At 72.3% G+C, this 23,552-nt stretch carries 24 protein-coding genes; 16 read left to right on the plus strand and 8 right to left on the minus strand.

Annotation, left to right across the window (positions count from 1 at the left end; genetic code table 11):
• The first annotated feature begins 49 nt into the window (after positions 1–49).
• The 3 genes from ABZ887_RS25270 (at position 50) to ABZ887_RS25280 (ending at position 1,799) form a co-directional block, all read left to right on the plus strand.
• Complete coding sequence (locus ABZ887_RS25270; RefSeq protein ID WP_361293150.1) at positions 50–592, plus strand: sigma-70 family RNA polymerase sigma factor; 543 nt, start codon at positions 50–52, stop codon at positions 590–592.
• Entirely contained in the window at positions 589–1,392 is an 804-nt protein-coding gene (locus ABZ887_RS25275; protein WP_361293152.1) for an anti-sigma factor, read from the plus strand. Before ABZ887_RS25270 ends, ABZ887_RS25275 begins: the two co-directional genes overlap by 4 nt.
• Positions 1,393–1,529: 137 nt before the next feature.
• Positions 1,530–1,799, plus strand: coding sequence for a hypothetical protein (locus ABZ887_RS25280; protein WP_361293154.1), 270 nt, complete (start codon positions 1,530–1,532; stop codon positions 1,797–1,799).
• Positions 1,800–1,828: 29 nt separating this feature from the next.
• Here ABZ887_RS25280 and ABZ887_RS25285 read toward each other — a convergent pair whose 3' ends face one another.
• The 4 genes from ABZ887_RS25285 to hmgA all read right to left on the minus strand — a co-directional run bounded on the left by ABZ887_RS25285 (position 1,829) and on the right by hmgA (position 6,404).
• A complete protein-coding gene (locus ABZ887_RS25285; RefSeq protein ID WP_361293156.1) occupies positions 1,829–3,019 on the minus strand; it encodes a CaiB/BaiF CoA-transferase family protein in 1,191 nt (396 codons plus the stop codon).
• Between the two features lie 77 nt (positions 3,020–3,096).
• Positions 3,097–4,251, minus strand: a complete 1,155-nt coding sequence (locus ABZ887_RS25290) for a type ISP restriction/modification enzyme (protein WP_361293158.1) — start codon at positions 4,249–4,251, stop codon at positions 3,097–3,099.
• A gap of 12 nt (positions 4,252–4,263) precedes the next feature.
• Positions 4,264–5,013 (minus strand): GntR family transcriptional regulator, encoded by a 750-nt coding sequence (locus tag ABZ887_RS25295; RefSeq protein ID WP_361293160.1) that lies wholly within the window; start codon positions 5,011–5,013, stop codon positions 4,264–4,266.
• 26 nt (positions 5,014–5,039) lie between these two features.
• Positions 5,040–6,404 (minus strand): homogentisate 1,2-dioxygenase, encoded by a 1,365-nt coding sequence (gene hmgA, locus ABZ887_RS25300; protein WP_361293162.1) that lies wholly within the window; start codon positions 6,402–6,404, stop codon positions 5,040–5,042.
• A 166-nt stretch (positions 6,405–6,570) separates the two neighbouring features.
• Here hmgA and ABZ887_RS25305 point away from each other — a divergent pair, with 166 nt between their 5' ends.
• The 9 genes from ABZ887_RS25305 to ABZ887_RS25345 all read left to right on the plus strand — a co-directional run bounded on the left by ABZ887_RS25305 (position 6,571) and on the right by ABZ887_RS25345 (position 17,772).
• Positions 6,571–7,167: a hypothetical protein gene (locus ABZ887_RS25305; protein ID WP_361293164.1), complete on the plus strand. Its 597-nt coding sequence runs from the start codon at positions 6,571–6,573 to the stop codon at positions 7,165–7,167.
• Positions 7,168–7,231: 64 nt separating this feature from the next.
• The gene (locus tag ABZ887_RS25310; RefSeq protein ID WP_361293166.1) at positions 7,232–7,849 is read left to right on the plus strand and encodes a TetR/AcrR family transcriptional regulator; all 618 of its coding nucleotides are present in this window, start codon (positions 7,232–7,234) and stop codon (positions 7,847–7,849) included.
• Between the two features lie 159 nt (positions 7,850–8,008).
• Entirely contained in the window at positions 8,009–10,252 is a 2,244-nt protein-coding gene (locus ABZ887_RS25315; protein ID WP_361293168.1) for a molybdopterin oxidoreductase family protein, read from the plus strand.
• A 122-nt stretch (positions 10,253–10,374) separates the two neighbouring features.
• Positions 10,375–11,814 carry a citrate:proton symporter gene (locus ABZ887_RS25320; protein WP_361293170.1) on the plus strand — a complete coding sequence of 480 codons (1,440 nt, stop codon included), beginning with the start codon at positions 10,375–10,377 and terminating at the stop codon, positions 11,812–11,814.
• Between the two features lie 60 nt (positions 11,815–11,874).
• A complete protein-coding gene (locus ABZ887_RS25325) occupies positions 11,875–13,146 on the plus strand; it encodes an MFS transporter (RefSeq protein WP_361293172.1) in 1,272 nt (423 codons plus the stop codon).
• A 157-nt stretch (positions 13,147–13,303) separates the two neighbouring features.
• Positions 13,304–14,644, plus strand: a complete 1,341-nt coding sequence (locus ABZ887_RS25330) for an ABC transporter ATP-binding protein (protein WP_361293174.1) — start codon at positions 13,304–13,306, stop codon at positions 14,642–14,644.
• A 52-nt stretch (positions 14,645–14,696) separates the two neighbouring features.
• Entirely contained in the window at positions 14,697–15,149 is a 453-nt protein-coding gene (locus ABZ887_RS25335; RefSeq protein WP_361293176.1) for a DUF3574 domain-containing protein, read from the plus strand.
• Positions 15,150–15,281: 132 nt separating this feature from the next.
• Entirely contained in the window at positions 15,282–16,670 is a 1,389-nt protein-coding gene (locus ABZ887_RS25340; protein WP_361293178.1) for an aldehyde dehydrogenase family protein, read from the plus strand.
• Positions 16,671–16,683: 13 nt separating this feature from the next.
• Positions 16,684–17,772: a Zn-dependent alcohol dehydrogenase gene (locus tag ABZ887_RS25345; protein WP_361293180.1), complete on the plus strand. Its 1,089-nt coding sequence runs from the start codon at positions 16,684–16,686 to the stop codon at positions 17,770–17,772.
• Between the two features lie 7 nt (positions 17,773–17,779).
• Here the strand turns inward: ABZ887_RS25345 and ABZ887_RS25350 are convergent, their stop codons facing one another.
• On the minus strand, positions 17,780–18,730 hold the full coding sequence (locus tag ABZ887_RS25350) for a DMT family transporter (protein ID WP_361293182.1): 951 nt from the start codon (positions 18,728–18,730) through the stop codon (positions 17,780–17,782).
• Between the two features lie 84 nt (positions 18,731–18,814).
• Entirely contained in the window at positions 18,815–19,585 is a 771-nt protein-coding gene (locus ABZ887_RS25355) for a TetR/AcrR family transcriptional regulator (RefSeq protein WP_361293184.1), read from the minus strand.
• Between the two features lie 95 nt (positions 19,586–19,680).
• Between ABZ887_RS25355 and ABZ887_RS25360 the strand changes: the two genes are divergently transcribed.
• Positions 19,681–20,067 carry a VOC family protein gene (locus ABZ887_RS25360; protein ID WP_361293186.1) on the plus strand — a complete coding sequence of 129 codons (387 nt, stop codon included), beginning with the start codon at positions 19,681–19,683 and terminating at the stop codon, positions 20,065–20,067.
• Between the two features lie 13 nt (positions 20,068–20,080).
• Here ABZ887_RS25360 and ABZ887_RS25365 read toward each other — a convergent pair whose 3' ends face one another.
• Positions 20,081–20,740: a TetR/AcrR family transcriptional regulator gene (locus ABZ887_RS25365; protein WP_361293189.1), complete on the minus strand. Its 660-nt coding sequence runs from the start codon at positions 20,738–20,740 to the stop codon at positions 20,081–20,083.
• Between the two features lie 61 nt (positions 20,741–20,801).
• Between ABZ887_RS25365 and ABZ887_RS25370 the strand changes: the two genes are divergently transcribed.
• From ABZ887_RS25370 to ABZ887_RS25380, 3 genes are all read left to right on the plus strand, one after another.
• On the plus strand, positions 20,802–21,953 hold the full coding sequence (locus tag ABZ887_RS25370) for an acyl-CoA dehydrogenase family protein (protein ID WP_361293307.1): 1,152 nt from the start codon (positions 20,802–20,804) through the stop codon (positions 21,951–21,953).
• A 79-nt stretch (positions 21,954–22,032) separates the two neighbouring features.
• Positions 22,033–22,320 carry a YiaA/YiaB family inner membrane protein gene (locus tag ABZ887_RS25375; protein ID WP_361293191.1) on the plus strand — a complete coding sequence of 96 codons (288 nt, stop codon included), beginning with the start codon at positions 22,033–22,035 and terminating at the stop codon, positions 22,318–22,320.
• A 100-nt stretch (positions 22,321–22,420) separates the two neighbouring features.
• On the plus strand, positions 22,421–23,044 hold the full coding sequence (locus ABZ887_RS25380; protein WP_361293193.1) for a TetR/AcrR family transcriptional regulator: 624 nt from the start codon (positions 22,421–22,423) through the stop codon (positions 23,042–23,044).
• 14 nt (positions 23,045–23,058) lie between these two features.
• Here the strand turns inward: ABZ887_RS25380 and ABZ887_RS25385 are convergent, their stop codons facing one another.
• A complete protein-coding gene (locus ABZ887_RS25385) occupies positions 23,059–23,520 on the minus strand; it encodes a MaoC family dehydratase (RefSeq protein ID WP_361293310.1) in 462 nt (153 codons plus the stop codon).
• Positions 23,521–23,552: the final 32 nt, after the last annotated feature.

Genomic DNA, 23,552 nt, shown 5'->3' on the forward strand with positions numbered 1-23,552 from the left:
GCCTGGAGTGGGAGGACGGGCCGGGTGCGGCCGCAGGAGGGGGGACGGAGTGGAGGCGGACGAACTGCTGGTGCTCGTCGCCGGTGGCGACCAGAAGGCGTTCGAGGACCTCTACGGACTGGTGTCCGGACCGGTGTTCGGGCTCGTACGACGCGTGGTGCGCGATCCCGCCCAGTCCGAGGAGGTGGCCCAGGAGGTGCTCCTCGAACTCTGGCGCTCCGCGGCCAAGTTCGATCCCGGCCGGGGCAGCGCCCTCTCCTGGATCCTCACCCTCGCGCACCGCCGCGCCGTCGACCGGGTGCGCAGCGCCCGCGCGGCCGGCGAACGTGAGCAGCGCGAGGCCCTGCGCGCCGGCGAACCCGCTTTCGACCAGGTCGCCGAAACGGTGGAAGCCGGCCTGGAGCGCGAATGGGTACGCCGCTGCCTGGACCGCCTCACCGCCCTGCAGCGCCAGTCCGTCACCCTCGCCTACTACGACGGCTACACGTACCGTGAGGTCGCCGAGCGGCTCAAGTTGCCGCTGGGTACGGTCAAGACACGGATGCGCGACGGACTCACCCGGCTGCGCGACTGCCTGGGAGGTGCCGCGTGACCCTGGTCGGCCGCCTGCTGCACCGCGAGGACCTGCACTCCCTGGCCGCGCCCTATGCGCTGGACGCCCTGGAGCCCGGTGAGCGGCGCCGCTTCGAGAAGCACCTCAAGGACTGCGACCGGTGCGCCGACGAGGTCCGGGCGCTGACCGAGGACGCGGTACGGCTCGCCTGGTCCACGGCGGCCCCGCCGCCGCTCGCCATGCGCGACCGGGTGCTGGCCGCCGTACGCGCCACCCCCCAGGAGCCCGCCCCCGGCCGTGAGCACGTGCCCAATCTGCCGCCGCACGTCTGGGGCGCACAGCCCCCGCCGCCACGCCGGCAACGGCGGCCCCTGTTCGTGCCGTTCGCCACCGCCACCGCGGCCGCCGCGCTGGTCGTCGCGTCCCTGTTCGCGGTCCAGGCCGACCGGACGCAGAATCAGCTCGACGCCGAGCGCGTCCAGTCGCGTGAGATCGCCCACGTTCTGGCCGCGCCCGACGCCCGTGCGACCAGCAGCAAGGACGCGCAGGGCCGAAGTATCGGAGCGGTGGCCTCCGCATCGGAGGGGCAGGCCGTCGTCACACTCAGCGGGTACGGCGCGCTGTCGAACGGCCGGGTGCATCAGCTCTGGCTCATGCGCCCCCGTGTGCAACCGCGCTCCCTCGGGCTTTTCAAGGGCGACACGCCCCTGGTCGCCACGGGTCTGGCCAAGTCCGCGACGTCACTCGCGGTGACCGTCGAGCCCGCCGGTGGCTCAGCGCAGCCCACCAGCCAGCCGGTTGTCCAACTCGCCCTGAAATCGGTTGGATTCGGAGAGTAGTCGAAGTGTAGTTCAAGAGGGGTCGTCAACACCCTTGCGGGGAAGGTGAATCCTGTGACCGCGATACACGAGTGCCCCATCGGGGCGATAGGGTTACCCTGCCCGGGCCGGGTGGACTCGTACGGGTGGGGAGTGACATGGATCAGATAACACGCAGCAGGGCGAGGGTTCCTGCGATCACCTGCGGGAGCGGTGCGACCAGCTCGCGCCTCGACCGCCATCTGTCGGTGCTGGCGGGTCCCGCCATACCGCAGCAGCAGGCGGTCGAGGCGACGTCGCTGATGCGTGAGCTGACCGCACGCGAACCCGCGCAGCGCAGCGACCGGGTCACGCGGGTCAGCCGCGTCTCCCTCTTCGCACCGCTGCGTCGGCTGCGCCGCTCGCTGTTCGGCGGCAACAAGCACTGACCGCCTGACCGTCACCGTCAGGCCCGCGCTCAGGCCGCCACACCGTCCCGGCGCAGCGCTGCGATCTCGGCGTCCGTCATCCCCACGGCACGCAGCAGCGCCTCGGTGTGTTGCCCGAGCGCGGGCACATCCCCCATCCGTGCCTCGTCCCCGCCCGGCAGCGTGATGGGCGGCAGCAACGCGCGCAACGGCCCGACCGGCGACCCCACTTCCCGCCACCGCTCCCGGGCCGCCAGCTGCGGGTGCCCGGCCAGTTCCCGCAGGTCCCGCAGCCGCGCGCACGCGATGCCCGCGGCCTCCAGCCGTGCCAGCGCCTCGTCGGCGCCGAGCGCCTTCAGAGCCGTCCCGACCAGTTCGTCGGTGCGCGCCCGGTTCGCCACCCGCGCCGCGTTCGTCGCGAACTCCGGATCCGTTCCCAACTCCGGCAGCCCGATCACCTGTTCGGCCAGCCGTCGCCACTCGCGGTCGTTCTGCACCGACAGCAGCACCCGTCCGCCGTCCGCGGTCGGATAGGCGTCGTAGGGGGCGATCACGGCATGCGCCAGACCGGTGCGCGCCGGCGGTGTCCCGCCGTGGATGGTGTGGTGCAGCGGATGCCCGAGCCACTCCGCCAGCGCCTCCAGCATCGACACCTCCACCGGCCCGCCCCTGCCGGTCGTCCCGCGCCGCACCAGTGCCGCCAGGACTCCTGAGAAGGCGTACATGGCCGCCGCGATGTCCGCCGCCGGGATCCCGGCCTTCACGGGCTGCTCCGGCGTCCCGGTGACCGACACGAGGCCCGCCTCGCACTGCACGAGCATGTCGTACGCGCGTTTGGCGGCGTACGGTCCCGAAGCCCCGTATCCGGAGATGTCCACGGCGACCAGCCGGGGGTGGGCGGCGCACAGCGTGGCCGCGTCGAGGCCGAGCCGGGACGCGGCACCGTGGGCCAGGTTCTGCACGAAGACGTCCGCGTCCGCGATCAGCCGCCGTACGGCGTCCAGGCCGCGCGGGTCCTTCAGGTCCAGCGCGATGGACTCCTTGCCGCGGTTGCACCACACGAAGTGCGAAGCGAGGCCGTTTGCGGCGGTGTCGTAGCCGCGGGCGAAGTCGCCGCCGTCGGGGCGTTCGATCTTGATGACACGGGCACCGAGGTCGGCGAGCTGGCGGGTGGCGAAGGGGGCGGCGACCGCCTGTTCGACGGCTACTACGGTGATGCCTTCGAGAGGCAGGGGTTCCATGAGCGCCGTCCTTGTCTGCGGGCGGGTGGGGGTTTGTCGCGCAGTTCCCCGCGCCCCCAAAAGAAAAGAAGGGTTGGTCACAGCAGGGTCAGTTGACCGGCCGGGCCTTCTTCGGTGTGCTCCAGGACCGATGCTGGTCTGCGGGACGTCTCCGGTGGCGGGAGTACGCCCGCTGTCGTCAGGTCGGCCGCCGTGAGCTGTGCCTTGATCTCCAAGGCGGCCTGCTGCGCGCGTACGTCTGCCAGCAGGGCCAGGACCGTGATCAGTTCGAGTAGTTCCGAGGTCCAGGACTGGGGCCAGGCCGACGGGGTGATCGCGGCCAGAGTGCCCGGTTCCGCCGTCTCTGTCGTTCGCGACGCGAACCACGTCTCCAGGACCCGTGTCTCACCCGTCCTGAAGTCCCACGCCTCCGGCGGTACCGGGGAGATGCGGCCCTCGTCCAGGTGGAGGGTCTCCTCGGCCGCGTCGTAGCGGACCGTGAGAGGGCGGGCGGGGAGCGGGGCCCGGACGTACGGGCGGCGGCCGCCCGGGAGTTTGGGGCGGTCGCCGTCCCGGCGCAGCAGCCACAGGGCCCGGTGGCCGAGTTCCACGCCCTGGGCCCAGAGGCCGGGGTCCTCGGTGAGCGGGACGGTGCGGTCCGGGCGGATCGCGGTCAGGATCCAGGCCAGGACGTCCGGCGGGGTGACGTCCCGGCCCAGCCGGTCGGCCAGGTACGCGGGCAGTCCCGGTGCCAGGTTCGGCTCCGCGCCGCCCGGGCGGCGGTACAGCGGGCGGACGCGGCCCGCGCGCAGGGTGGGGAGGAGGGCGGTCGCCAGCAGGGGCATGCCCTCCGGCGACTCCACCGCGAAGACCTGGTGGTCGTCCGCCACCCGCCACAACTCCGGGCGGGCCGTGTCGATCAGGCGGTGGTCCGGGATCAGCCACTGTTCGTCGAAGGGGGCGGCCAGGACGCGGACCGGGTCCGGGCAGGGGCCCGAGGCGTCGGCCAGCGGTCCGGTGCCGCTGGGCTGGCCGGGGAGCTGGGCGACCGGGGAGTGGACCGTGCGGGAGCGGGTCGGCTCGAACAGGGTCTCGCGGTCGGGCCCCTCGGCCTTGAGGAGGGCGTCCCAGCGGGCCTTCAGGGTCGCCGCGCCGGGGGCCGTCGGCCACCCCCGGCCGAGCCGCAGTGGTGCGACGGACCACGGCATGAGGTCCGCCAGCAGCGGAGCGTCGTCGTGCGTCACGCCCGGCATCGTACGACGAGTTCAGGTGGCGTCGAGGGTGACCGTGAAGGAGAAACGGTCGCCCCGGTAGTGGATCACCGCCAGGTCCAGGACCCGGCCGGCCGTGTCGTAGGTGACGCCCGTGTAGTGCAGGATCGGGCTGAGGAGGGGGACCTGGAGCAGCCGGGCGGTCTCCGGGTCGGCCAGCCGGGCCTGCACGGTGTCCGTGATGCGGCTGATGTCCGCGCCGACGAGGTCGCGGAGCACCTTGGTCATGGGCCGCCGGGCGAGGTCCTCCGGGTCGATGCGCTCGGCCAGTTCGGGGCGGACGTGGTTGCGGGCGTGGTTGGTGGGCTCGCCGGTCTGCTCGTCACTGCGCAGGCGGTGGTAGGCCGCCACCTCGGCGAGGTCCGGGAAGTACTCGGCGAGTTCGCCGGTGACGGGCACCGTGCCGTGGTCCAGCAGCTCCGCCGTCATCCCGGACTGCTGGGCCACGATCGCGTCCACCGAGCCGAGCAGCCGTACCGGGGTGCTCCGGCGGGCGTCCGGCTCGATGAAGGTGCCGCGGCGGCGGTGCCGGCTGATCAGGCCCTCGTCCTCCAGCTCCTTCAGCGCCTGCCGCATGGTCAGCACGCTCACGCCGTAGTGCTCCGCGAGCTGCTCCTCGGTGGGCAGCCGGAGCGGCTCCCGCGGCGAGCGGCCGAGTATCGAGGCGCGCAGCGACTGCGACACCTGGTACCAGAGCGGCAGCTTGCGGTTGAGGACGATCGAGTCCGGGGCGAAGGAGGTCACAGGTCATCCGTACCGGTGGGGGATCTTCAGTGCAAGGGACGGAAGTGGCGTTCCAGGCCCTGCCACACGTCGTCGTAGCGCTGCTGGAGGTGTCCGGCGGTCGCCGCCTGCGGGGTGAGCGTCACCGGCCAGCGGGTCTCGAACATGAATGCCAGGCCGTCGTCCACCTTCTGGGGCTTCAGCTCGGCCGCGCTCGCCCGGTCGAACGTCTCCCGGTCCGGACCGTGCGCCGACATCATGTTGTGCAGCGACCCGCCGCCCGGCACGAAGCCCCCTTCTCCGGCGGTCTTCGCGTCGTACGCGCCCTCCACGAGCCCCATGTACTCGCTCATCACGTTCCGGTGGAAGTACGGCGGCCGGAAGGTGTCCTCGCCCACCAGCCAGCGCGGCGCGAAGACCACGAAGTCGACGCCCGCCAGGCCGGGGGTGTCGGACGGGGACGTCAGCACCGTGAAGATCGACGGGTCGGGGTGGTCGTAGGAGAGGGAGCCGATCACATTGAATCGGCGGAGATCGTAGAGGTACGGCACATGTGTGCCGTGCCAGGCGACCACGTCCAGTGGGGAGTGGTCATATGTGGCGGTCCACAGGTTGCCGCAGAACTTGTTGACCACCTCGACCGGGCCCTCGACATCCTCGTAGGCGGCGACGGGGGCCTGGAAATCCCGGGCGTTCGCGAGGCCGTTGGCACCGATCGGGCCGAGGTCGGGAAGGCGGAAGGGCGAGCCGTAGTTCTCGCACACATAGCCCCGGGCCGTGGCATCCAGCAGCTCCACACGGAAGCGGACCCCACGGGGGATCAGCGCCACATGTCCTGGCTCCACATGCAGCTGGCCGAACTCCGTCCACAGGAGCAGTCCGCCGCGCTCCGGGACGATGAGCAGCTCGCCGTCCGCGTCGGAGAAGACCCGCTCCATGGAGGCGTCGGCGTGGTAGAGGTGCACGGCCATGCCGGTGCGCTGGGTCGCGTCGCCGTTGCCGCCGAGGGTCCACAGGCCCGCGAGGAAGTCCGTGCCGGGCGGCGGTTCCGGGAGGGGGTTCCAGCGGAGCCGGTTCGGGTCCGGGGCGATGTCCGCGAAGGGGCCGGTGCGCAGACCCCCGTTGTCGGCGGTGCGGATGAACGCCGGGTGGGCGGCCGAGGGGCGGATCCGGTACAGCCAGGAGCGGCGGTTGTGGGACCGCGGCTCGGTGAAGGCCGTACCGCTGAGCTGCTCCGCGTACAGGCCGAGGGGGGCGCGCTGCGGCGAGTTGCGGCCCTCGGGCAGGGCGCCCGGCACCGCCTCCGAGGAGTGCTCGTTGCCGAACCCGGAGAGGTACGACAGCCCCTCGGCGGCCTTCCGCGCTTCCCCACGCTCGAACACGCTCGCGCGGGAGGTACCCCCATCGCTCATGATCGCTCCCTGAACCTGCTGTACCTGTGTGCCGTTGATTCCTGTGTATCACCGTAGGATTGCGCGGGGGTGGGTGCAAGAGGGCGGGGATCATCCCCGCGGGGTATGGCGAGAACCCGACTTCAGGGGGATCCGGTCTCGGGCCCGCTGTTCTACGCTCCCGGGCATGTCGTGGACGCGTGGACTGCCGGGTGCGCTCGCGGTCTGCGTGCTGCTCCTGGTCGCCGCGGCGGGGTGCGGGACCGGGGAGGCGCACGGGCAGCGGGGGGCGGGGTCGCCCTCACCGGTGGGCAAGATCCTCGACGACACGGACGAGAGCGGCCGCCACTACCGCGAGCTGGACAAGAAGCGGGCGCCCGAGGTGGGCACGGTGGTCACCCCCGACGCGGCCGGCGGCTGGGACGTCCGGCTCGACCTGCACCGCTTCCGCTTCTCCCCGGCGGGCACCGCGGCGAAGGCGGTCGTCGGCCGCGGCCTCGCCTACCTCTTCGTGGACGGCGGCCTGGTGACGCGGCTGCGCACCTCCGCCTACCACCTGCCCGCCGGCCTCGTTCCGCACGGCACCCACCACATCACCGCCCGGCTCTACGCGGACGACGGCACGGTATGGGCCGTGCACGGCAAGCCGGTGGAGAGCACGGCGGACGTCACGGCGTCGGGCGCGGAGACGGCGTCGCCGTCGGCGTCGGTGTCGGTGTCGGGGAGCGTTCCCGCCGCCTCCACCCCTGCCGGCAGCGGCGCGAACAGCGCGGACGCCGGATGAGTGCATGGGCCATCCGTCCGCGTACTGGGGGGCGAGGTTCACCTGATCCCGGCGGAAAGGCATCATGAAGCCCGTGCCCCCAGCGACACCGCTTCGCAAAGCGCCCGTACAGCGCCGCAGCGCCGAACGGCTGACCCGGATCCTCGACGCCTGTGCCGACCTCCTCGACGAGGTCGGCTACGACGAACTGAGCACCCGGGCCGTCGCGGTGCGTGCCGGGGTGCCCATCGGCTCGGTCTACCGTTTCTTCGGCAACAAGCGGCAGATGGCCGACGCCCTCGCCCAGCGCAACCTGGAGCGCTACTCCGAGCGCGTCACCGAGCGGCTGAAGGACGCGCCGAAGGGCGACTGGCGGACGGCTACGGACGCGGTGCTGGACGAGTACCTGGCCATGAAACGCACCGCCCCAGGCTTCTCCCTCGTCGACTTCGGCAACCAGATCCCGGTCGGCGCCCGTGACGCGGAGCCGAACCACCGGGTGGCCGACCGGCTGACCGACCTGCTGGCGGCGTACGTCGGCCGTGCCCCCGACGAGGCGCTGCGCCGCACGTTCCTGGTGGCGGTGGAAACCGCCGACGCCCTGGTCCACCTGTCCTTCCGGATGGCCCCGGAGGGCGACGAGAAGATCATCGCAGAGACGCGAGAGCTGCTGCGGGCGTACCTGGCGCGCGTTCTGGACTGACGCCGGGCATGGCGCCCCTGAAGGGGCGCGGGGAACTGCGCGATCAGCCCCCACCGGCCGTAGGTGTTACGACTACAGGACTCCCCTCCTCACATACCGCCCGGTATGCTCACCCCGAGTCCGGCCACCCCTCCATCGCCGCCCCCCCCGGAGGCCCCCATGCCCCGCACCGCCCTCCGCATCTGCCCCCTGTGCGAGGCCACCTGCGGCCTGACCCTCACCATCGAGGGCACCCGCGTCACCGGCGCCCGCGGTGACCGCGACGACGTGTTCAGCAAGGGGTTCATCTGCCCGAAGGGCGCCTCCTTCGGCGCCGTCGACGCCGACCCCGACCGGCTGCGCACCCCCCTCGTCCGCAGGGACGGCGAGCTGCGCGAGGCCACCTGGGCCGAGGCCTTCGACGCGGTGGCCGCCGGGGTGCGCGGTGTCGTCGAGCGGTACGGTCCGGACTCCGTCGGGGTCGTTCTCGGCAACCCCAACGTCCACACCGTGGCCGGCGGCCTCTACCCGCAGGTCCTGGTCGGCGCCCTCGGCACCCGCAGCGTCTTCACCGCGTCCACCGTCGACCAGATGCCCAAGCACGTCTCCAGCGGACTGCTCTTCGGCGACGCCAACGCGATACCGGTGCCCGACCTCGACCACACCGACCACCTCCTCCTCATCGGCGCCAACCCCCTGGAGTCCAACGGCAGTCTGTGCACCGCCCCCGACTTCCCCGGCAAGCTCAAGGCGCTCAAGGCCCGCGGCGGCACCCTCACCGTCATCGACCCGCGCCGCACCCGCACCGCGAAGCTCGCCGACCGGCACATCGCCATCCGGCCCGGCGCCGACGCCCTGTTGCTCGCCGCGATGGCCCAAGTCCTCTTCGAGGAAGACCTGGTGGACCTCGGCCATCTCGCCCCGCACATCGACGGGCTCGACGAACTCCGCGCCGAACTGGGCGACTTCACCCCGGACGCGGTCGCCCACGCCACGGACGTCGACGCCGACACGATCCGCGTCCTCGCCCGCGAACTCGCCGCCGCCCCCACCGCCGCCGTCTACGGCCGGATCGGCAGCTGCACCGTCCCGCACGGCACCCTCGCCAGCTGGCTCGTCGACGTCCTCAACGTCCTCACCGGCAACCTCGACCGGCCCGGCGGCGCGCTCTTCCCGCAGGCCGCCACCGACCGGACCCCGCGCCCGGCCGGACCCGGCCGCGGCTTCGCGCTCGGGCGCTGGCACTCCCGGGTCAGTCAACACCCCGAAGCAAAGGGCGAGTTGCCGCTCTCCGCGCTCGCCGAGGAGATCGACACCGCCACGGCGGAGGGCGAGCCGATCCGGGCGCTGATCGCCATCGCCACCAACCCCGTCCTCTCCGCCCCGGACGGCGACCGCCTCGACAAGGCCCTGGACTCCCTCGACTTCATGGTCAGCGTCGACCCCTACCTCAACGAGACCGCCCGCCACGCCGACGTCGTGCTGCCCCCGCCGCCGCCCTCGCAGAGCCCGCACCACGACTTCGCCTTCAACACCCTCGCCGTACGCAACCAGGTCCGCTACTCCCGCCCGGCCGTCCCGCTGGAGCCCGGCAGGATGGCGGAGACCGAGATCCTGGCCCGGCTCGTCCTCGCGGCCGGCGGCATGCACGGCGCCGAACCGTCCGCCGTCGACGACATGGTCATCGGCCAGACCCTGGGGAAGGCGGTCCGGGAGAGCCACTCGCCCGTCCTCGGCCGGGACCCGCAGGAGCTGGCCGGCCTGCTCACCGGGGACACCGGTCCCGAGCGCCGGCTCGACCTGATGCTGCGCCTCGGCCCCTACGGCGACGGCTTCGGCGTCCGGCCCGACGGCCTCACCCTGGAGCAGCTGCTCGCCCACCCGCACGGCATCGACCTCGGGCCCCTCACCTCCCGCCTCCCGCAGCCGCTGAAGACCAGGAGCGGCAAGGTCGAACTGCTGCCCCGGCCCCTCGCCGACGACCTGCCCCGGCTGCGCGCGGCCCTCGACACCAGCCCCGCGGCCCTCGTCCTCGTCGGCCGCCGCCACCTGCGCTCCAACAACAGCTGGATGCACAACGTGCCCGCCCTCACCGGCGGCACCAACCGCTGCACCCTGCACATCCACCCCGAGGACGCCGAACGGCTCGGCGTGCGCGACGGCGCCGACGTACGTGTCAAGGGCGCCGGCGGCGAGGTGGTCACCCCCGCCGAGGTCACCGACGGCGTCCGGCCCGGTGTCGTCAGCCTCCCGCACGGCTGGGGCCACAACCGCCCCGGCACCCGGCTCAACCACGCCGCCACCGCCCCCGGCGTCAACGTCAACCAGCTCCTCGACGGCAGCCTGCTCGACCCGCTGTCCGGCAACGCCGTCCTCAACGGCATCCCCATCGAGGTGACCGCCGAAGTGGCCGCAACCCCGTGACCTGGACTTTCGCGCTTATTGCTCGCGCGTCAACGTCTTGTTAACGACGTTTGACGCGACCTAACGTCGTCGCACCGCCGGCCCTGGTGGGAGTTCAAGGGCGAACGTTAGGTAATCCACTCATGCTGACCATCCTCGGCTTCGCCATGATCGCGACCTTCCTGGTCCTGATCATGCTGAAGAAGATGTCGCCGATCGCGGCGCTCGTGCTGATCCCCGCGCTGTTCTGCGTGGTCGTCGGCAAGGGCGCCCACCTCGGCGACTACGTCATCGACGGCGTCACCAGCCTCGCGCCCACCGCGGCGATGCTGATGTTCGCGATCGTCTACTTCGGTGTGATGATCGACGTCGGCCTCTTCGACCCGGTCGTCAAGGGGATCCTGAGGTTCTGCAGGGCCGACCCGCTGCGGATCGTCGTCGGTACGGCCGTACTCGCCGCGATCGTCTCGCTCGACGGCGACGGCTCCACCACCTTCATGATCACCGTCTCGGCGATGTACCCGCTGTACAAGCGCCTGAAGATGAGCCTGGTCGTGATGACCGGTGTCGCCGCGATGGCCAACGGCGTGATGAACACCCTGCCCTGGGGCGGCCCCACCGCCCGCGCCGCGACCGCGCTCAAGCTGGACGCGAGCGACATCTTCGTGCCGATGATCCCCGCGCTGGCCACGGGCCTGCTGTTCGTCTTCGTCCTCGCCTACGTCCTCGGCCGCCGCGAGCGCAAACGGCTCGGCGTGCTGACCCTCGACGAGGTGCTGGTGGAGGAGCCCCGCACGGAGACCGTCCTGGTCGGTGCGGGAACGGGAACGGGAACGGGGGCGGGGGCGGGCGCGGGTGCCGGAACCGGTGAGGGTGCTCGGAGCGCCGGTGGCTCCGGTACCGGCGGCGCGGACCTGCCCGCCGAGCCGGAGGGCGACGGCTTCCAGGGTCTGGACCCGCACCGCGAGACCCTGCGCCCCAGGCTGTACTGGTTCAACGCGCTGCTCACGGTCGCGCTGCTCACCGCCATGATCATGGAGTGGCTGCCGATCCCGGTGCTGTTCCTGCTCGGCGCGGCCCTGGCGCTGACCGTCAACTTCCCCCAGATGCCGGCCCAGCGGGCCCGGATCGCCGCGCACGCCGAGAACGTCCTCAACGTCTCCGGCATGGTCTTCGCCGCCGCCGTCTTCACCGGCGTCCTCCAGGGCACCGGCATGGTCGACCACATGGCCGAGTGGCTGGTCGGCAACATCCCCGACGGCATGGGCCCGCACATGGCCCTCGTCACCGGCGTGCTGAGCATCCCGCTCACGTACTTCATGTCGAACGACGGCTTCTACTTCGGCATCCTCCCGGTGCTCGCCGAGGCCGGCCAGGCCCACGGTGTCTCCGCCGTGGAGATCGCCCGCGCCTCGATCGTCGGCCAGCCGCTGCACATGTCCAGCCCGCTCGTCCCCGCCGTCTACGTCCTGGTCGGCATGGCCAAGGTCGAGTTCGGCGACCACACGCGGTTCGTCGTGAAGTGGGCTGCGCTGACATCGGTGGTGGTGCTCGGGGCAGGAATCCTGTTCGGGACTATGTGACATAGCACTGTGTGACGTAGCACCGCAGGAGTATGTGACATACCACTGGGAGGTTTCACCATGGTGCCCGGCAGGAACCGCGGCTGGCTGCTCCGTCTCGTCATCGCCTTCGGCTTCGCCCAGGGGGCGGTGTCGATGGCCCGGCCCGCCGTCTCCTACCGGGCGCTCGCCCTCGGCGCCGACGAACGCGCCATCGGCGTCATCGCCGGTGTGTACGCCCTGCTCCCGCTCTTCGTCGCCGTACCCCTCGGCCGCCGCACCGACCACGGCCGCTGCGCACCCCTGCTGCCCGTCGGCGTCGTACTGATATCCGGCGGCTGTGCGCTCAGCGGGCTCGCCGGCTCCCTCTGGACCATGGCCCTGTGGAGCGGGGTGATGGGCCTCGGCCACCTCTGCTTCGTGATCGGCGCGCAGTCCCTGGTGGCCCGCCAGTCGGCCCCGCACGAACAGGACCGCAACTTCGGCCACTTCACCATCGGGGCGTCGCTCGGCCAGCTGATCGGGCCGATCGCGGCCGGTGTGCTGATCGGTGGGCCGGACATGGCGGGCACGAGTGCGCTCGCGCTCGTGGTGGCGGGCGCCGGGGCGGCGATCGCGTTCACCTCGCTGTGGCGCATCGAGGACCGTACGGCGGTCAAGTCCCGTACCGCGGAGGGGGACCGGGTACCGGTGGGCCGCATCCTTGGGGCCCGGGGCGTCCCGGCCGGCATGCTGATCAGCCTCTCGGTGCTGTCCGCGACCGACATCCTGACCGCGTATCTCCCGGTGGTCGGTGAGCACCGGGGCATCTCCCCGGCAGTGATCGGCGTGCTGCTGAGCGTGCGGGCGGGGGCGACGATCGCCTGCCGGCTGGTGCTCACCCCGTTGCTGCGGCTGCTGGGGCGGCCGGTGCTGCTGACCGTCACCTGCCTGGTGGCGGCGGTGCTGTGTGCGGGGATCGCGCTGCCCGTGCCGGTGTGGGCGCTGGGCGTGATGCTGGCGGTCCTCGGCTTCTGTCTGGGGGTGGGGCAGCCGCTGTCCATGACGACGGTGGTGCAGGCCGCGCCGGACGGGGCGCGGTCGACCGCGCTGGCGTTGCGGCTGACCGGGAACCGGCTGGGACAGGTGGCCGCGCCGGCCGCGGCGGGGCTGGTGGCCGGGGTGGCGGGGGTCGCGGCGCCGTTCGTGATGCTGGGGGCGTTGCTGCTGGTGTCCTCGGGGGTGGCGCTGCGGTCGCCGGTGGGGGTGCCCAGCGAAGTGGGGGTGACCGCCGGATCGCGGCTGCTGCGCCGTCGTGGTTTCTCGCGCCCACGCGGCGGCAGCCGCAAATCCACTGCAGCCCCGCGCCCCTGAGTTCGTTGCTGTTGCCGCTTGCTGAACAGATCCGTCCGTTTGTCTGCTCACCCGGCCCCTTTCTGAGTATTCGGGCACACGTCTTCCCCCTCCCGCACACATTCCGTTAACTTCCGTGACGCACGGGCCCGTTTGACAGCCCCCGGGGGCGACAGCCATGACACGCGCCATCTCTCTGCACAACGTGAGCAAGGCCTTCGCGCGGGGCGTCCGCGTGGTGGACCGGTTGTCGCTGGACATCGCTCCCGGCGAGTTCCTCGTGCTGCTCGGGCCGTCCGGTTGCGGCAAGTCGACGGTACTGAGAATGATCGCGGGTCTGGAGGAGGCCGACGAGGGCGAGTTGCTGCTCGACGGCGTGTACGCCAACGACCTGCTGCCGTCCGACCGGGACATCGCGATGGTCTTCCAGAACTTCGCCCTGTACCCGACCATGACCGGCCGTGACAACATCGGCTTCCCGCTCCGTCTGGAGGCACCCGGCGCCGATCCGCGCCCCCGTGTGGACGCCACCGCCCGCATGCTGGGCATCGAGGACCTCCTCGACCGCTTCCCCGGCCAGCTCTCCGGCGGCGAACGCCAGCGGGTGGCGATGGGGCGGGCCATCGCCCGGCATCCGTCGGCGTTCCTGATGGACGAGCCGCTCTCCAACCTCGACGCCAAGCTCCGCAGCCACTTACGCACCGAGATCTCGCGGCTGACAAGGGAGTTGGGCGTCACCACGGTGTACGTCACGCACGACCAGGCCGAGGCCATGTCGCTGGGCGACCGGGTCGCCGTGCTGCGCGGCGGGGTGCTGCAGCAGGTCGACACCCCGCGCGCGGTCTACGCCCTGCCCCGGAATGTCTTCGTCGCCGCCTTCATCGGCACTCCGCGCATCAACCTCCTGCGCGGGGTGATCCGGGCCCCGCTCGACGGCGCGATGACGGTCCACCTCGGCAAACAGGCCCTGCCCCTGCCCGAACCCCTGTGTCTGGACCACCGGTTGCTGCGGGTGCAGCAGGGCCGGGAGGTGATCGTCGGGCTGCGTTCGGAGGCGGTGCGGATCGCCAGGCGCTCCGCCGCCCGGCCCGGCGAGGTGCCGCTCACCGGGCTGGTGGAGCATGTCGAGTTCCAGGGGCACGAGGTGCTCGTCCACTTCGACACCGGCTCCCGGCCCGCCGTCGTACCCGAGCTGGAGGCCCCGCGCCCGACCGGCCGGTCGTCCCGGCGCCGGCGGCGGGAGGGGGTGACGGTGCTGGACCGGCTGCGGGACCGGGCGAGTTCGAAGCGGGCGGGACCGGTCGTCGTACTGGAGCATCCGGCGGATGCCGGGCCCGAGCCCACACCTCCGGAGGGGCGGCTGCCCGGCGATCTGGTCGTGCGCACCACGCCCGACCTCCAGCTCCGGCACGGCATGCAGATTCCGCTCCTGGTCGACCTCGCCCACCTGTTCGTCTTCGACCAGCACGGCGAACGGATCTGCCCGTCCCCGGCGCGGCTGCCGGACCTGGACGGGTGAAATCGGCCGGGAAAGCGGGACCGGGACCGGTGCAAGCCCGTAGGAAGGGGGCATGCACACTCATTCCCTCCGTAACCGGTCGGCCCTCGCCGTGGCCGGGGTTCTGCTCGCCGGTGCTCCGACCGCGTACACGGCGCTGGCGGACGACCACGTGGCCGCCGTGCCGGCGCGCGGCAAGCCGTACCTCGAGACGCGGCTGTTCTTCGGCACCGCCCGCCCGGACGGCGGACCCGCCGTCACCGACCGGCAGTTCACGGCCTTCGTCGACAAGGAGGTGACCCCGGACTTCCCCGACGGGCTCACCGTGCAGAGCGGGCGCGGGCAGTGGCGGGACGCGCACGGGACGATCGAGAAGGAGCGGTCGTACGAGCTGATCCTGCTGTATCCGGAGTCGGCGGCGAAGGGCAGCGACCGGAAGATCGAGGAGATCCGGCGGGCCTATGAGAAGGCCTTTGCGCAGGAGAGCGTGGGCAGGGTGGACGAACACGCCCAGGTCGACTTCTGACGGTCCGGTTCCGGTGATGTGGACCGTGTCCCGTGGCGTGTCCTGTGGCGTCTCCCGGGCACGTCTGGCGCGCTAAAACTATCGCCGCTAGTTTGTGATTCGGACGACAGAGCCCCGCCGGGAGGAAGCAGCATGAAGGCACACGACGGCCTGTACATCGACGGCGCCTGGCGCGCCGCCGAGAGCCGGGACGTGATCGAGGTCGTGAACCCGGTCGACGAGCAGGTCGTCGGCCGGGTCCCGGCGGGCGGCGCGCTGGACGTCGACACCGCCGTACGCGCCGCCCGTGCCGCCCTCCCGGCCTGGGCCGCCACCCCGCCCGCCGAGCGGGCCGCCCGGCTCGCCGCCCTGCGCGACGTGCTCGCGGCCCGCAAGGACGAGATCGCCGAGACGGTCACCGCCGAGCTGGGGTCGCCGCTGAAGTTCTCGCAGGCCGTGCACGCCGGCGTGCCCATCGAGGTCGCCGGTTCGTACGCCGAGCTCGCCGCGACCCATGTCTTCCAGGAGCAGGTCGGCAACTCGACCGTCCTGCACGAGCCGGTCGGGGTCGTCGGCGCCATCACGCCCTGGAACTACCCGCTGCACCAGATCGTCGCCAAGGCCGCTCCGGCGCTCGCCGCCGGCTGCACGGTCGTCCTGAAGCCCGCCGAGAACACCCCGCTCACCGCCCAGCTGTTCGCGGAGGCGGTGGACGAAGCGGGCTTCCCCGCCGGTGTGTTCAACCTGGTCACCGGATTCGGCCCGATCGCCGGGCAGGCCCTCGCCGAGCACCCGGGCGTCGACCTGGTCTCCTTCACCGGCTCCACCGCCGTCGGCAGGCAGATCGGCGCGACCGCCGGGGCGGCCGTCAAGAAGGTCGCCCTCGAACTGGGCGGCAAGTCCGCGAACGTCATCCTCCCGAGCGCCGACCTCGCCCGGGCCGTCAACGTCGGGGTGGCCAACGTGATGTCCAACTCCGGCCAGACGTGCAGCGCCTGGACCCGGATGCTGGTGCACGCCGACCGGTACGAGGAGGCGGTGCAGCTGGCGGCCGCGGCCGCTGCGAAGTACGGCGAGCGGATCGGGCCCGTGGTCAGCGCCAAGCAGCAGGCCAGGGTGCGCGGTTACATCGAGAAGGGCATCGCGGAGGGCGCGCGGCTGGTCGCCGGCGGTCCCGAATCCCCGCGCGAGCAGGGCTGGTTCGTCAGCCCGACGGTCTTCGCCGACGTCACCCCGGAGATGACGATCGCCCAGGAGGAGATCTTCGGCCCGGTCCTGTCGATCCTGCGCTACGCGGACGAGGACGACGCCCTGCGCATCGCCAACGGCACGGTCTACGGGCTCGCGGGCGCCGTCTGGGCCGGGGACGAGGCGGAGGCGGCGGCCTTCGCCCGGCGCATGGAGACCGGACAGGTCGACATCAACGGCGGCCGCTTCAACCCCCGTGCCCCGTTCGGCGGTTACAAGCAGTCGGGGGTCGGGCGGGAGCTGGGCGCGCACGGCCTCGCCGAGTACCTCCAGACCAAGTCCCTGCAGTTCTGAGGAGGTTGATCCGATGACTCGTACGGTCCGAGCCGCCGTGCTGCCCGCCGTGGGCGCCCCGCTGACGGTCACCGAGATCGACCTCCCGGACCCCGGACCCGGCCAGGTCCGGGTCCGGCTGGCCGCCGCCGGGGTCTGCCACTCCGACCTCTCCCTGTCCGACGGCACCATGCGGGTGCCGGTCCCGGCGGTCCTCGGCCACGAGGGCGCGGGCACCGTGGCGGCCGTGGGGGAGGGGGTCACCCGGCTCTCGCCCGGCGACCCGGTCGTCCTCAACTGGGCGCCCTCCTGCGGAAGCTGCCACGCCTGCACGCTCGGCGAGGTCTGGCTGTGCGCCAACGCGCTGAACGGCTCCGCCGACGTCCACGCCCGCACGGCGGACGGCACCGACCTGCACCCCGGCCTGAACGTGGCGGCCTTCGCCGAGGAGACCGTGGTCGCCGAGTCCTGCGTCCTGCCGCTCCCCGCGGACATCCCGCTCACCGACGCGGCCCTGCTCGGCTGCGCGGTCCTCACCGGGTACGGCGCCGTCCACCACTCGGCGCGGGTCCGGCAGGGCGAGTCGGTGGCGGTGTTCGGCGTCGGCGGGGTGGGCCTGGCCACCGTCCAAGCGGCCCGGATCGCGGGCGCGTCCAGGATCGTCGCGGTGGACGTCTCGGCGGAGAAGGAAGGCCTCGCGCGCGCCGCCGGGGCCACGGACTACGTCGTCGCCTCCGACACCACGCCCCGCGCGATCCGCGCCCTCACCGGCAAGCAGGGCGTCGACGTCGCCGTGGAGTGCGTGGGCCGCGCGGTCAGCATCCGCGCGGCCTGGGAGTCGACCCGCCGGGGCGGCCGTACGACGGTGGTCGGCATCGGAGGGAAGAGCGAACTCGTCACCTTCAACGCCCTCGAACTCTTCCACTGGGGCCGCACCCTCTCCGGCTGCGTCTACGGCAACTCGGACCCGGCCCGCGACCTGCCGTTGCTCGCCGAACACGTCCGGGCGGGCCGCCTGGACCTGACCGCGCTGGTGACGGAGCGGATCGCGCTGGAGGACATCCCGGTCGCCTTCGAGAACATGCTGGCGGGCAAGGGCGGCCGGGCGCTGGTCGTCTTCTGACCGGCCGTCACGGCACCTGTTCGGAGCGGGGCTCCCCGGCCGTGGCCATGGTCCGGGGAGCGCCCTCCCGCGCCCGCGCCCGGGACCGGGACACGGCCACACCGGCCAGGCACAGCACACCGCCCGCCAGGGTGACCGGCCCCGGGACCTCGCCGAGGGCCAGCCAGGACATCAGCACCACCAGCGCCGGCACGGCGTACGTCGTGGCGCCCATCCGGCTCGCGGTGGTCCTGGCCAGGGCATACGCCCAGGTGGTGAAGGCGAGCGCGGTCGGGAAGACGCCGAGGTACACCATGTTGAGGGTGGCGGACAGGGGCGCGTCGGCGGCCTGGTGCACCAGCTGCCCGGCGAACGGCAGACAGGCGACGGCGCCGACCAGGCACCCGTACGTCGTGGCCTGCAGCGCGCTCGCCCGGGCCAGCGCGGGCTTCTGGGAGACGACGCCGGCGGCGTAGGCGACCGCCGCGAGCAGGCACAGCACCACGCCCAGCACCGAGGAGCCGCCCCCGCCGGCCATCGACAGGCCCACAGTCACGGCGCCCGCGAACGACACCGCCATCCCCGCGAGCAGCCGGGGCGGCATGGGATCACCGAGCAGCCGGGCCCCGAGCAGGGCGATCAGCAGCGGGCCGACGTTCACCACGAGGGCGGCCGTCCCCGCGTCCACCTGCTGCTCGCCCCAGTTGAGAACGACCATGTAGAAGCCGAACCACAGCACACCGGACATCGCGATGCCGCGCCAGGCGGACCTGGGCGGCGGCGGTACCCGCCGGATCACGCAGATGATCCCGAGCGCGAGTGCCCCGGCCGACATCCGTCCGAGGGCGAGCGCCCCCGGGGAGTAGGCCGCCCCGGCACTGCGGATCGACACGAAGGCGGAGGCCCAGAGCACCACGGTGACACAGGCGGCGACGGCCGGGAGAAGGTGCGGTCGGGCCGGGACGGCTTGGTTCGTCATACCGCCGAGGGTAGGGACCGGAACCGACCGGACGCTGGCGGTTTTCGGACGGGGGGCCGGGGAGGGGCAGGCGAGCGGCGGTGGCTACCGGGAACGGCTGTCGACGAGCCGGGCGAGGCCGTCCAGGACGCGCTCCAGTCCGAAGCGGAAGGCGTGTTCGGGGTTGTACACGCCCTGGTGGGCCTCGCCCGCGGCCTGTCCGACCCGGGCCGCGAGGGGGAACCGGGTGGGATCGAAGACCCTGGCCAGGAGGGGTGCGTTGGCGGCCCACCACTGTGCGTCGGACAGGGCGCTGTCGCGGGCGGCGGCCTGGTTGTCGAGGTCGGCGCGCGCCGTGGACTGGACGAAGCCGAGCAGGAAGGTGAGGGCCGCGTCCATCTCGACGTCGTCGAGCCCGAGGCCGTCGAACGCGGCCAGTTCGTGTTCGTACTTGGCCATGAGGCCGGGGCCGAGCGGCGGGCGGGCGGTGGGCAGGGTCGCCACCCAGGGGTGGCGCCGGTACAGGTCGCGGTTCTCGCGCGCGACGGCCGCCACCTTCGTGCCCCACGCGGCACCGGTGTGGTCGGTGCGCGGCATCCGGAGGTAGGCGGTGTCCAGCATGAGGTCGAGCAGCTCCGCCTTGCCCGGGACGTAGGTGTAGATCGTCATCGGTGTGACGCCCAGCCGCTGGGCGACGCTGCGCATGGTCAGGGTGTCCAGCCCACCGGAGTCGGCGAGTTCGATGGCGGCCTCGACGACCGCGTCGACCGTCAGCCCCTGCTTGGGGCCGCGCCGGGAGCCGCCCTTTCCGGGCTCGCGCCACAGCAGTTCCAGTGTGCGAGCAGGGTCGTCGGCGCCGCTTCGTTCCTTGGCCATGCGCCCCATCTTTTCCACGGAGGACCTCTGCCGCCACCTCCAACTCTGTACGATGTATAAAATACAGCGTACAGAGATGACTCTCAGGAGGAGCCTTGAAGATCACTTCCACCGCCGTCTGCCTGACCGTCGACGACGTCCCCGCCTCCGCCGCCTTCCTGGCCCGGCACTTCGGGTTCGAGGAGGCCGTGGCCGCCGACGGCTTCGCCTCCCTGGTCCGCGAGGACACCGTCCAGGTGGTCTTCCTGCGGAGCGGCACCGAGGTGCTGCCCGAGGGGGTGCGGGACCGGCGCGCCGCGGGGGTCATCGCCGCGTTCACGGTGGCCGACCTGGACGCCGAGTACGAGCGGCTGCTGGGCGAGGGTGCCCCCGTCACCATGCCGCTGCGCGAGGAGCCGTGGGGTGAGCGCCTGTTCCAGGTCACCGACCCGAACGGCGTGATCCTCCAGCTCGTCGCCTGGGCCGCCCCCGGGGACCGGTGAGCCGAAGCCGTCCTCAGACGGGCGGCCGCGTCGCGCGGGGGAACTGCTCGGCCAGCCCGTCCAGCAGGGCCCGCAGCCCGGTCTCGAAGGCCCGCTCGTCCACCTTCTCCTGCTGGTTCGCGAGCAGGTGGGCCTGGCCCAGATGCGGATAGTCGGCCGGGGCGTACGCGCTCGCGTCGTCCACGAAGCCCCCGGCGAACGAGCCCAGCGCCGACCCCATGACGAAGTACCGCATCAGTGCCCCGATCGACGTCGCCTGCGCCGGCGGCCACCCCGCGTCCACCATCGCGCCGTAGACCGCGTCGGCGAGCCGGAGGCCGGCCGGGCGGCGGCCGGGGCCCCGGGCCAGGACCGGGACGATGTTCGGGTGGTCCCGCAGTGCCGTCCGGTAGGACACCGCCCAGTCGTGCAGCGCGGTCCGCCAGTCCCGGTCGGCGTCCTGCCCGAGGTCTTCGAACATCGACAGGTCGACCTGCGCACTGACCGAGTCCGCGACGGCCTCCAGGATCTCGTCCTTGGTGCGGAAGTGGTTGTAGAGGGAGGGCCCGCTGACCCCCAGCTCGGCCGCCAGCCGGCGGGTGGAGAGGGCCGCCAGTCCCTCCGCGTCCACGAGTTCCCGTGCCGCCCGGACGATCCGGTCGGTGCTGAGGAGGGGCTTGCGCGGTCGGGCCATGGCGCACATAGTAGGGCCGGAGGAATAAACTAGCAGTGCTAATTTAAAGGGTGGTCGCATGGTGAACCTGGGGCTCAGCGAGGAGCAGACCGCCGTACGGCAGCTCGCCCGGGACTTCGTCGAACGCGAGATCACCCCGAACGTGATCGCCTGGGACCGCGCCGAGGAGGTCGACCGGGGGATCGTGAAGAAGCTCGGCGAGGTCGGCTTCCTGGGGCTGACCGTCGACGAGGAGTACGGCGGCTCGGGCGGCGACCACCTCGCGTACTGCCTGGTGACCGAGGAACTGGGCCGGGGGGACTCCTCGGTCCGCGGGATCGTGTCCGTGTCCCTGGGGCTGGTCGCCAAGACCGTCGCCGCCTGGGGCACCGAGGAGCAGAAGCGGCGCTGGCTGCCGGGGCTCACCTCCGGCTCCTACGTCGGCTGCTTCGGCCTCACCGAACCCGGCACCGGCTCCGACGCGGGCAACCTCACCACCCGCGCCGTTCGCGAAGGCGACGACTACGTCGTCAACGGCACCAAGACGTTCATCACCAACGGCACCTGGGCCGACGTCGTCCTGCTCTTCGCCCGCTCCACCGACGCCCCCGGCCACAAGGGCGTCTCGGCCTTCCTCGTGCCGGCCGACACCCCCGGCCTCACCCGCCGCCCTCTGCACGGCAAGCTCGGCCTGCGCGGCCAGGCCACCGCCGAACTCGTCCTGGAGGACGTCCGGGTCCCCGCCTCCGCGATGCTCGGCCCGGAGGGCAAGGGCTTCTCGGTCGCCATGTCGGCGCTGGCCAAGGGGCGGATGTCGGTCGCAGCCGGCTGTGTCGGGATAGCGCAGGCCGCGCTGGACGCGGCCGTGAAGTACGCCGGGGAGCGCGAGCAGTTCGGCACGCCGATCGCCGGTCACCAGCTCGTCCAGGAGCTGATCAGCGACATCGCCGTCGACGTGGACGCGGCCCGGCTGCTGACCTGGCGGGTCGCCGATCTGATCGACCGGGGGCTGCCGTTCGCCACCGAGTCCTCCAAGGCCAAGCTCTTCGCCTCCGAGGCCGCCGTGCGCGCCGCCAACAACGCCCTGCAGGTCTTCGGCGGCTACGGCTACATCGACGAGTACCCGGCCGGCAAACTCCTGCGCGACGCCCGCGTGATGACCCTCTACGAGGGCACCAGCCAGATCCAGAAGCTGCTCATCGGGCGGGCCCTGACGGGCGTCTCGGCGTTCTGAGTCGCTCTGAGCCGCTCTGAGTACGTCCCTGAGTATCCGGGCGGATGTGGCGCGGACCACCTCCGGCGATGCTCGAACCATGAGCGACACACCGGTCAGACACCAGAACACGGCCGCCTTCTACGGGCAGGCCGTCGCCTCCTTCGCCCTCGCCCTCACGGCGACCGCCATCGGCATCTTCCGGCTGCAGGCCGACGCCTGGGTGCGCGGCTTCCTCGGCATCGCCGTGCTCTACCTCGTCACCTCCGCCTTCACGCTCGCGAAGGTCGTCCGCGACCGCCAGGAGGCCGGGCAGATCGTCAGCCGCGTCGACCAGGCCAGGCTGGAGAAGCTGCTCGCCGAACACGACCCCTTCGAGAAGCTCTGAGCCCCCTGCCGCCCGTGAAAAGCTCTGAGCGGGCACACTAAGCGCTCGCTCAGCCGGGGCGGTATGGTGGAGCTCCGGTATCGAGAGGGGCGGACGAGCGATGAGTACGGCGGAGGAGACGACCGGCGGCGAGGTCGAGCCGTGGGAAGAGGTCACCCCTGACGCGGCCCGGCGACTGCTGGTCGCCGCCGTGGAGGCCTTCGCCGAGCGCGGCTACCACGCCACCACCACCCGCGACATCGCGGGCCGGGCCGGCATGAGCCCCGCCGCGCTCTACATCCACTACAAGACCAAGGAAGAGCTGCTCCACCGGATCAGCCGCATCGGTCACGACAAGGCCCTGGAGATCCTCCAGACGGCCTCCCGGCGCGAGGGTACCGCCACCGAGCGGCTCGCCGACGCCGTCAGCTCCTTCGTCCGCTGGCACGCAGGGCGGCGCACCACCGCGCGGGTCGTGCAGTACGAACTCGACGCCCTCGGCCCCGACGCCCGCGCCGAGATCCTCGACCTGCGCCGCCAGGTCGACGCCGAGGTGCGCGGGATCATCCAGGAGGGCGTCGCGTCCGGCGAGTTCGACGTCATCGACGTGCACGGCACCACCCTCGCGGTGCTGTCGCTCTCCATCGACGTCGCCCGCTGGTTCAACGTCAACGGCCCCCGGACCCCGGAGGAGGTCGGCGAGCTCTACGCCGACCTCGTGCTGCGGATGGTCGGGGCCAAGTAGCGGCCCCGCCGCTCTCAGAGGTAGTACCGGGACACCGACTCCGCGACGCAGACCGGCTTGTCGCCGCCCTCGCGCTCCACGCTGAAGGCGACGGTCACCTGGACGCCGCCCGTGACGTCCTCCACGCCGGTGATCGTCGCGGTGGCGCGCAGCCGGGAGCCGACCGGGACGGGGGCGGGGAAACGGACCTTGTTGGTGCCGTAGTTCACCCCCATCTTCACGCCCTCGACCTTGATCAGCTGGGGGCCGAAGAGCGGGAGCAGCGACAGGGTCAGATAGCCGTGCGCGATGGTCGTGCCGAACGGGCCGGCGGCCGCCTTCTCCGGGTCGACGTGGATCCACTGGTGGTCCCCGGTCGCCTCCGCGAACAGGTCGATCCGCTTCTGGTCGACCTCCAGCCAGTCGGTGTACCCCAGCTGCTCGCCCACGGCCGCCTTCAGCTCGTCGGGGGAGGTGAAGATCCTCGGTTCTGCCATGTTGCCGGCCCTCTCGCAGTCACGGGTCACGC

The organism is Streptomyces sp. NPDC047061 (assembly GCF_040643955.1).
In the GTDB taxonomy this organism is placed as follows: domain Bacteria; phylum Actinomycetota; class Actinomycetes; order Streptomycetales; family Streptomycetaceae; genus Streptomyces.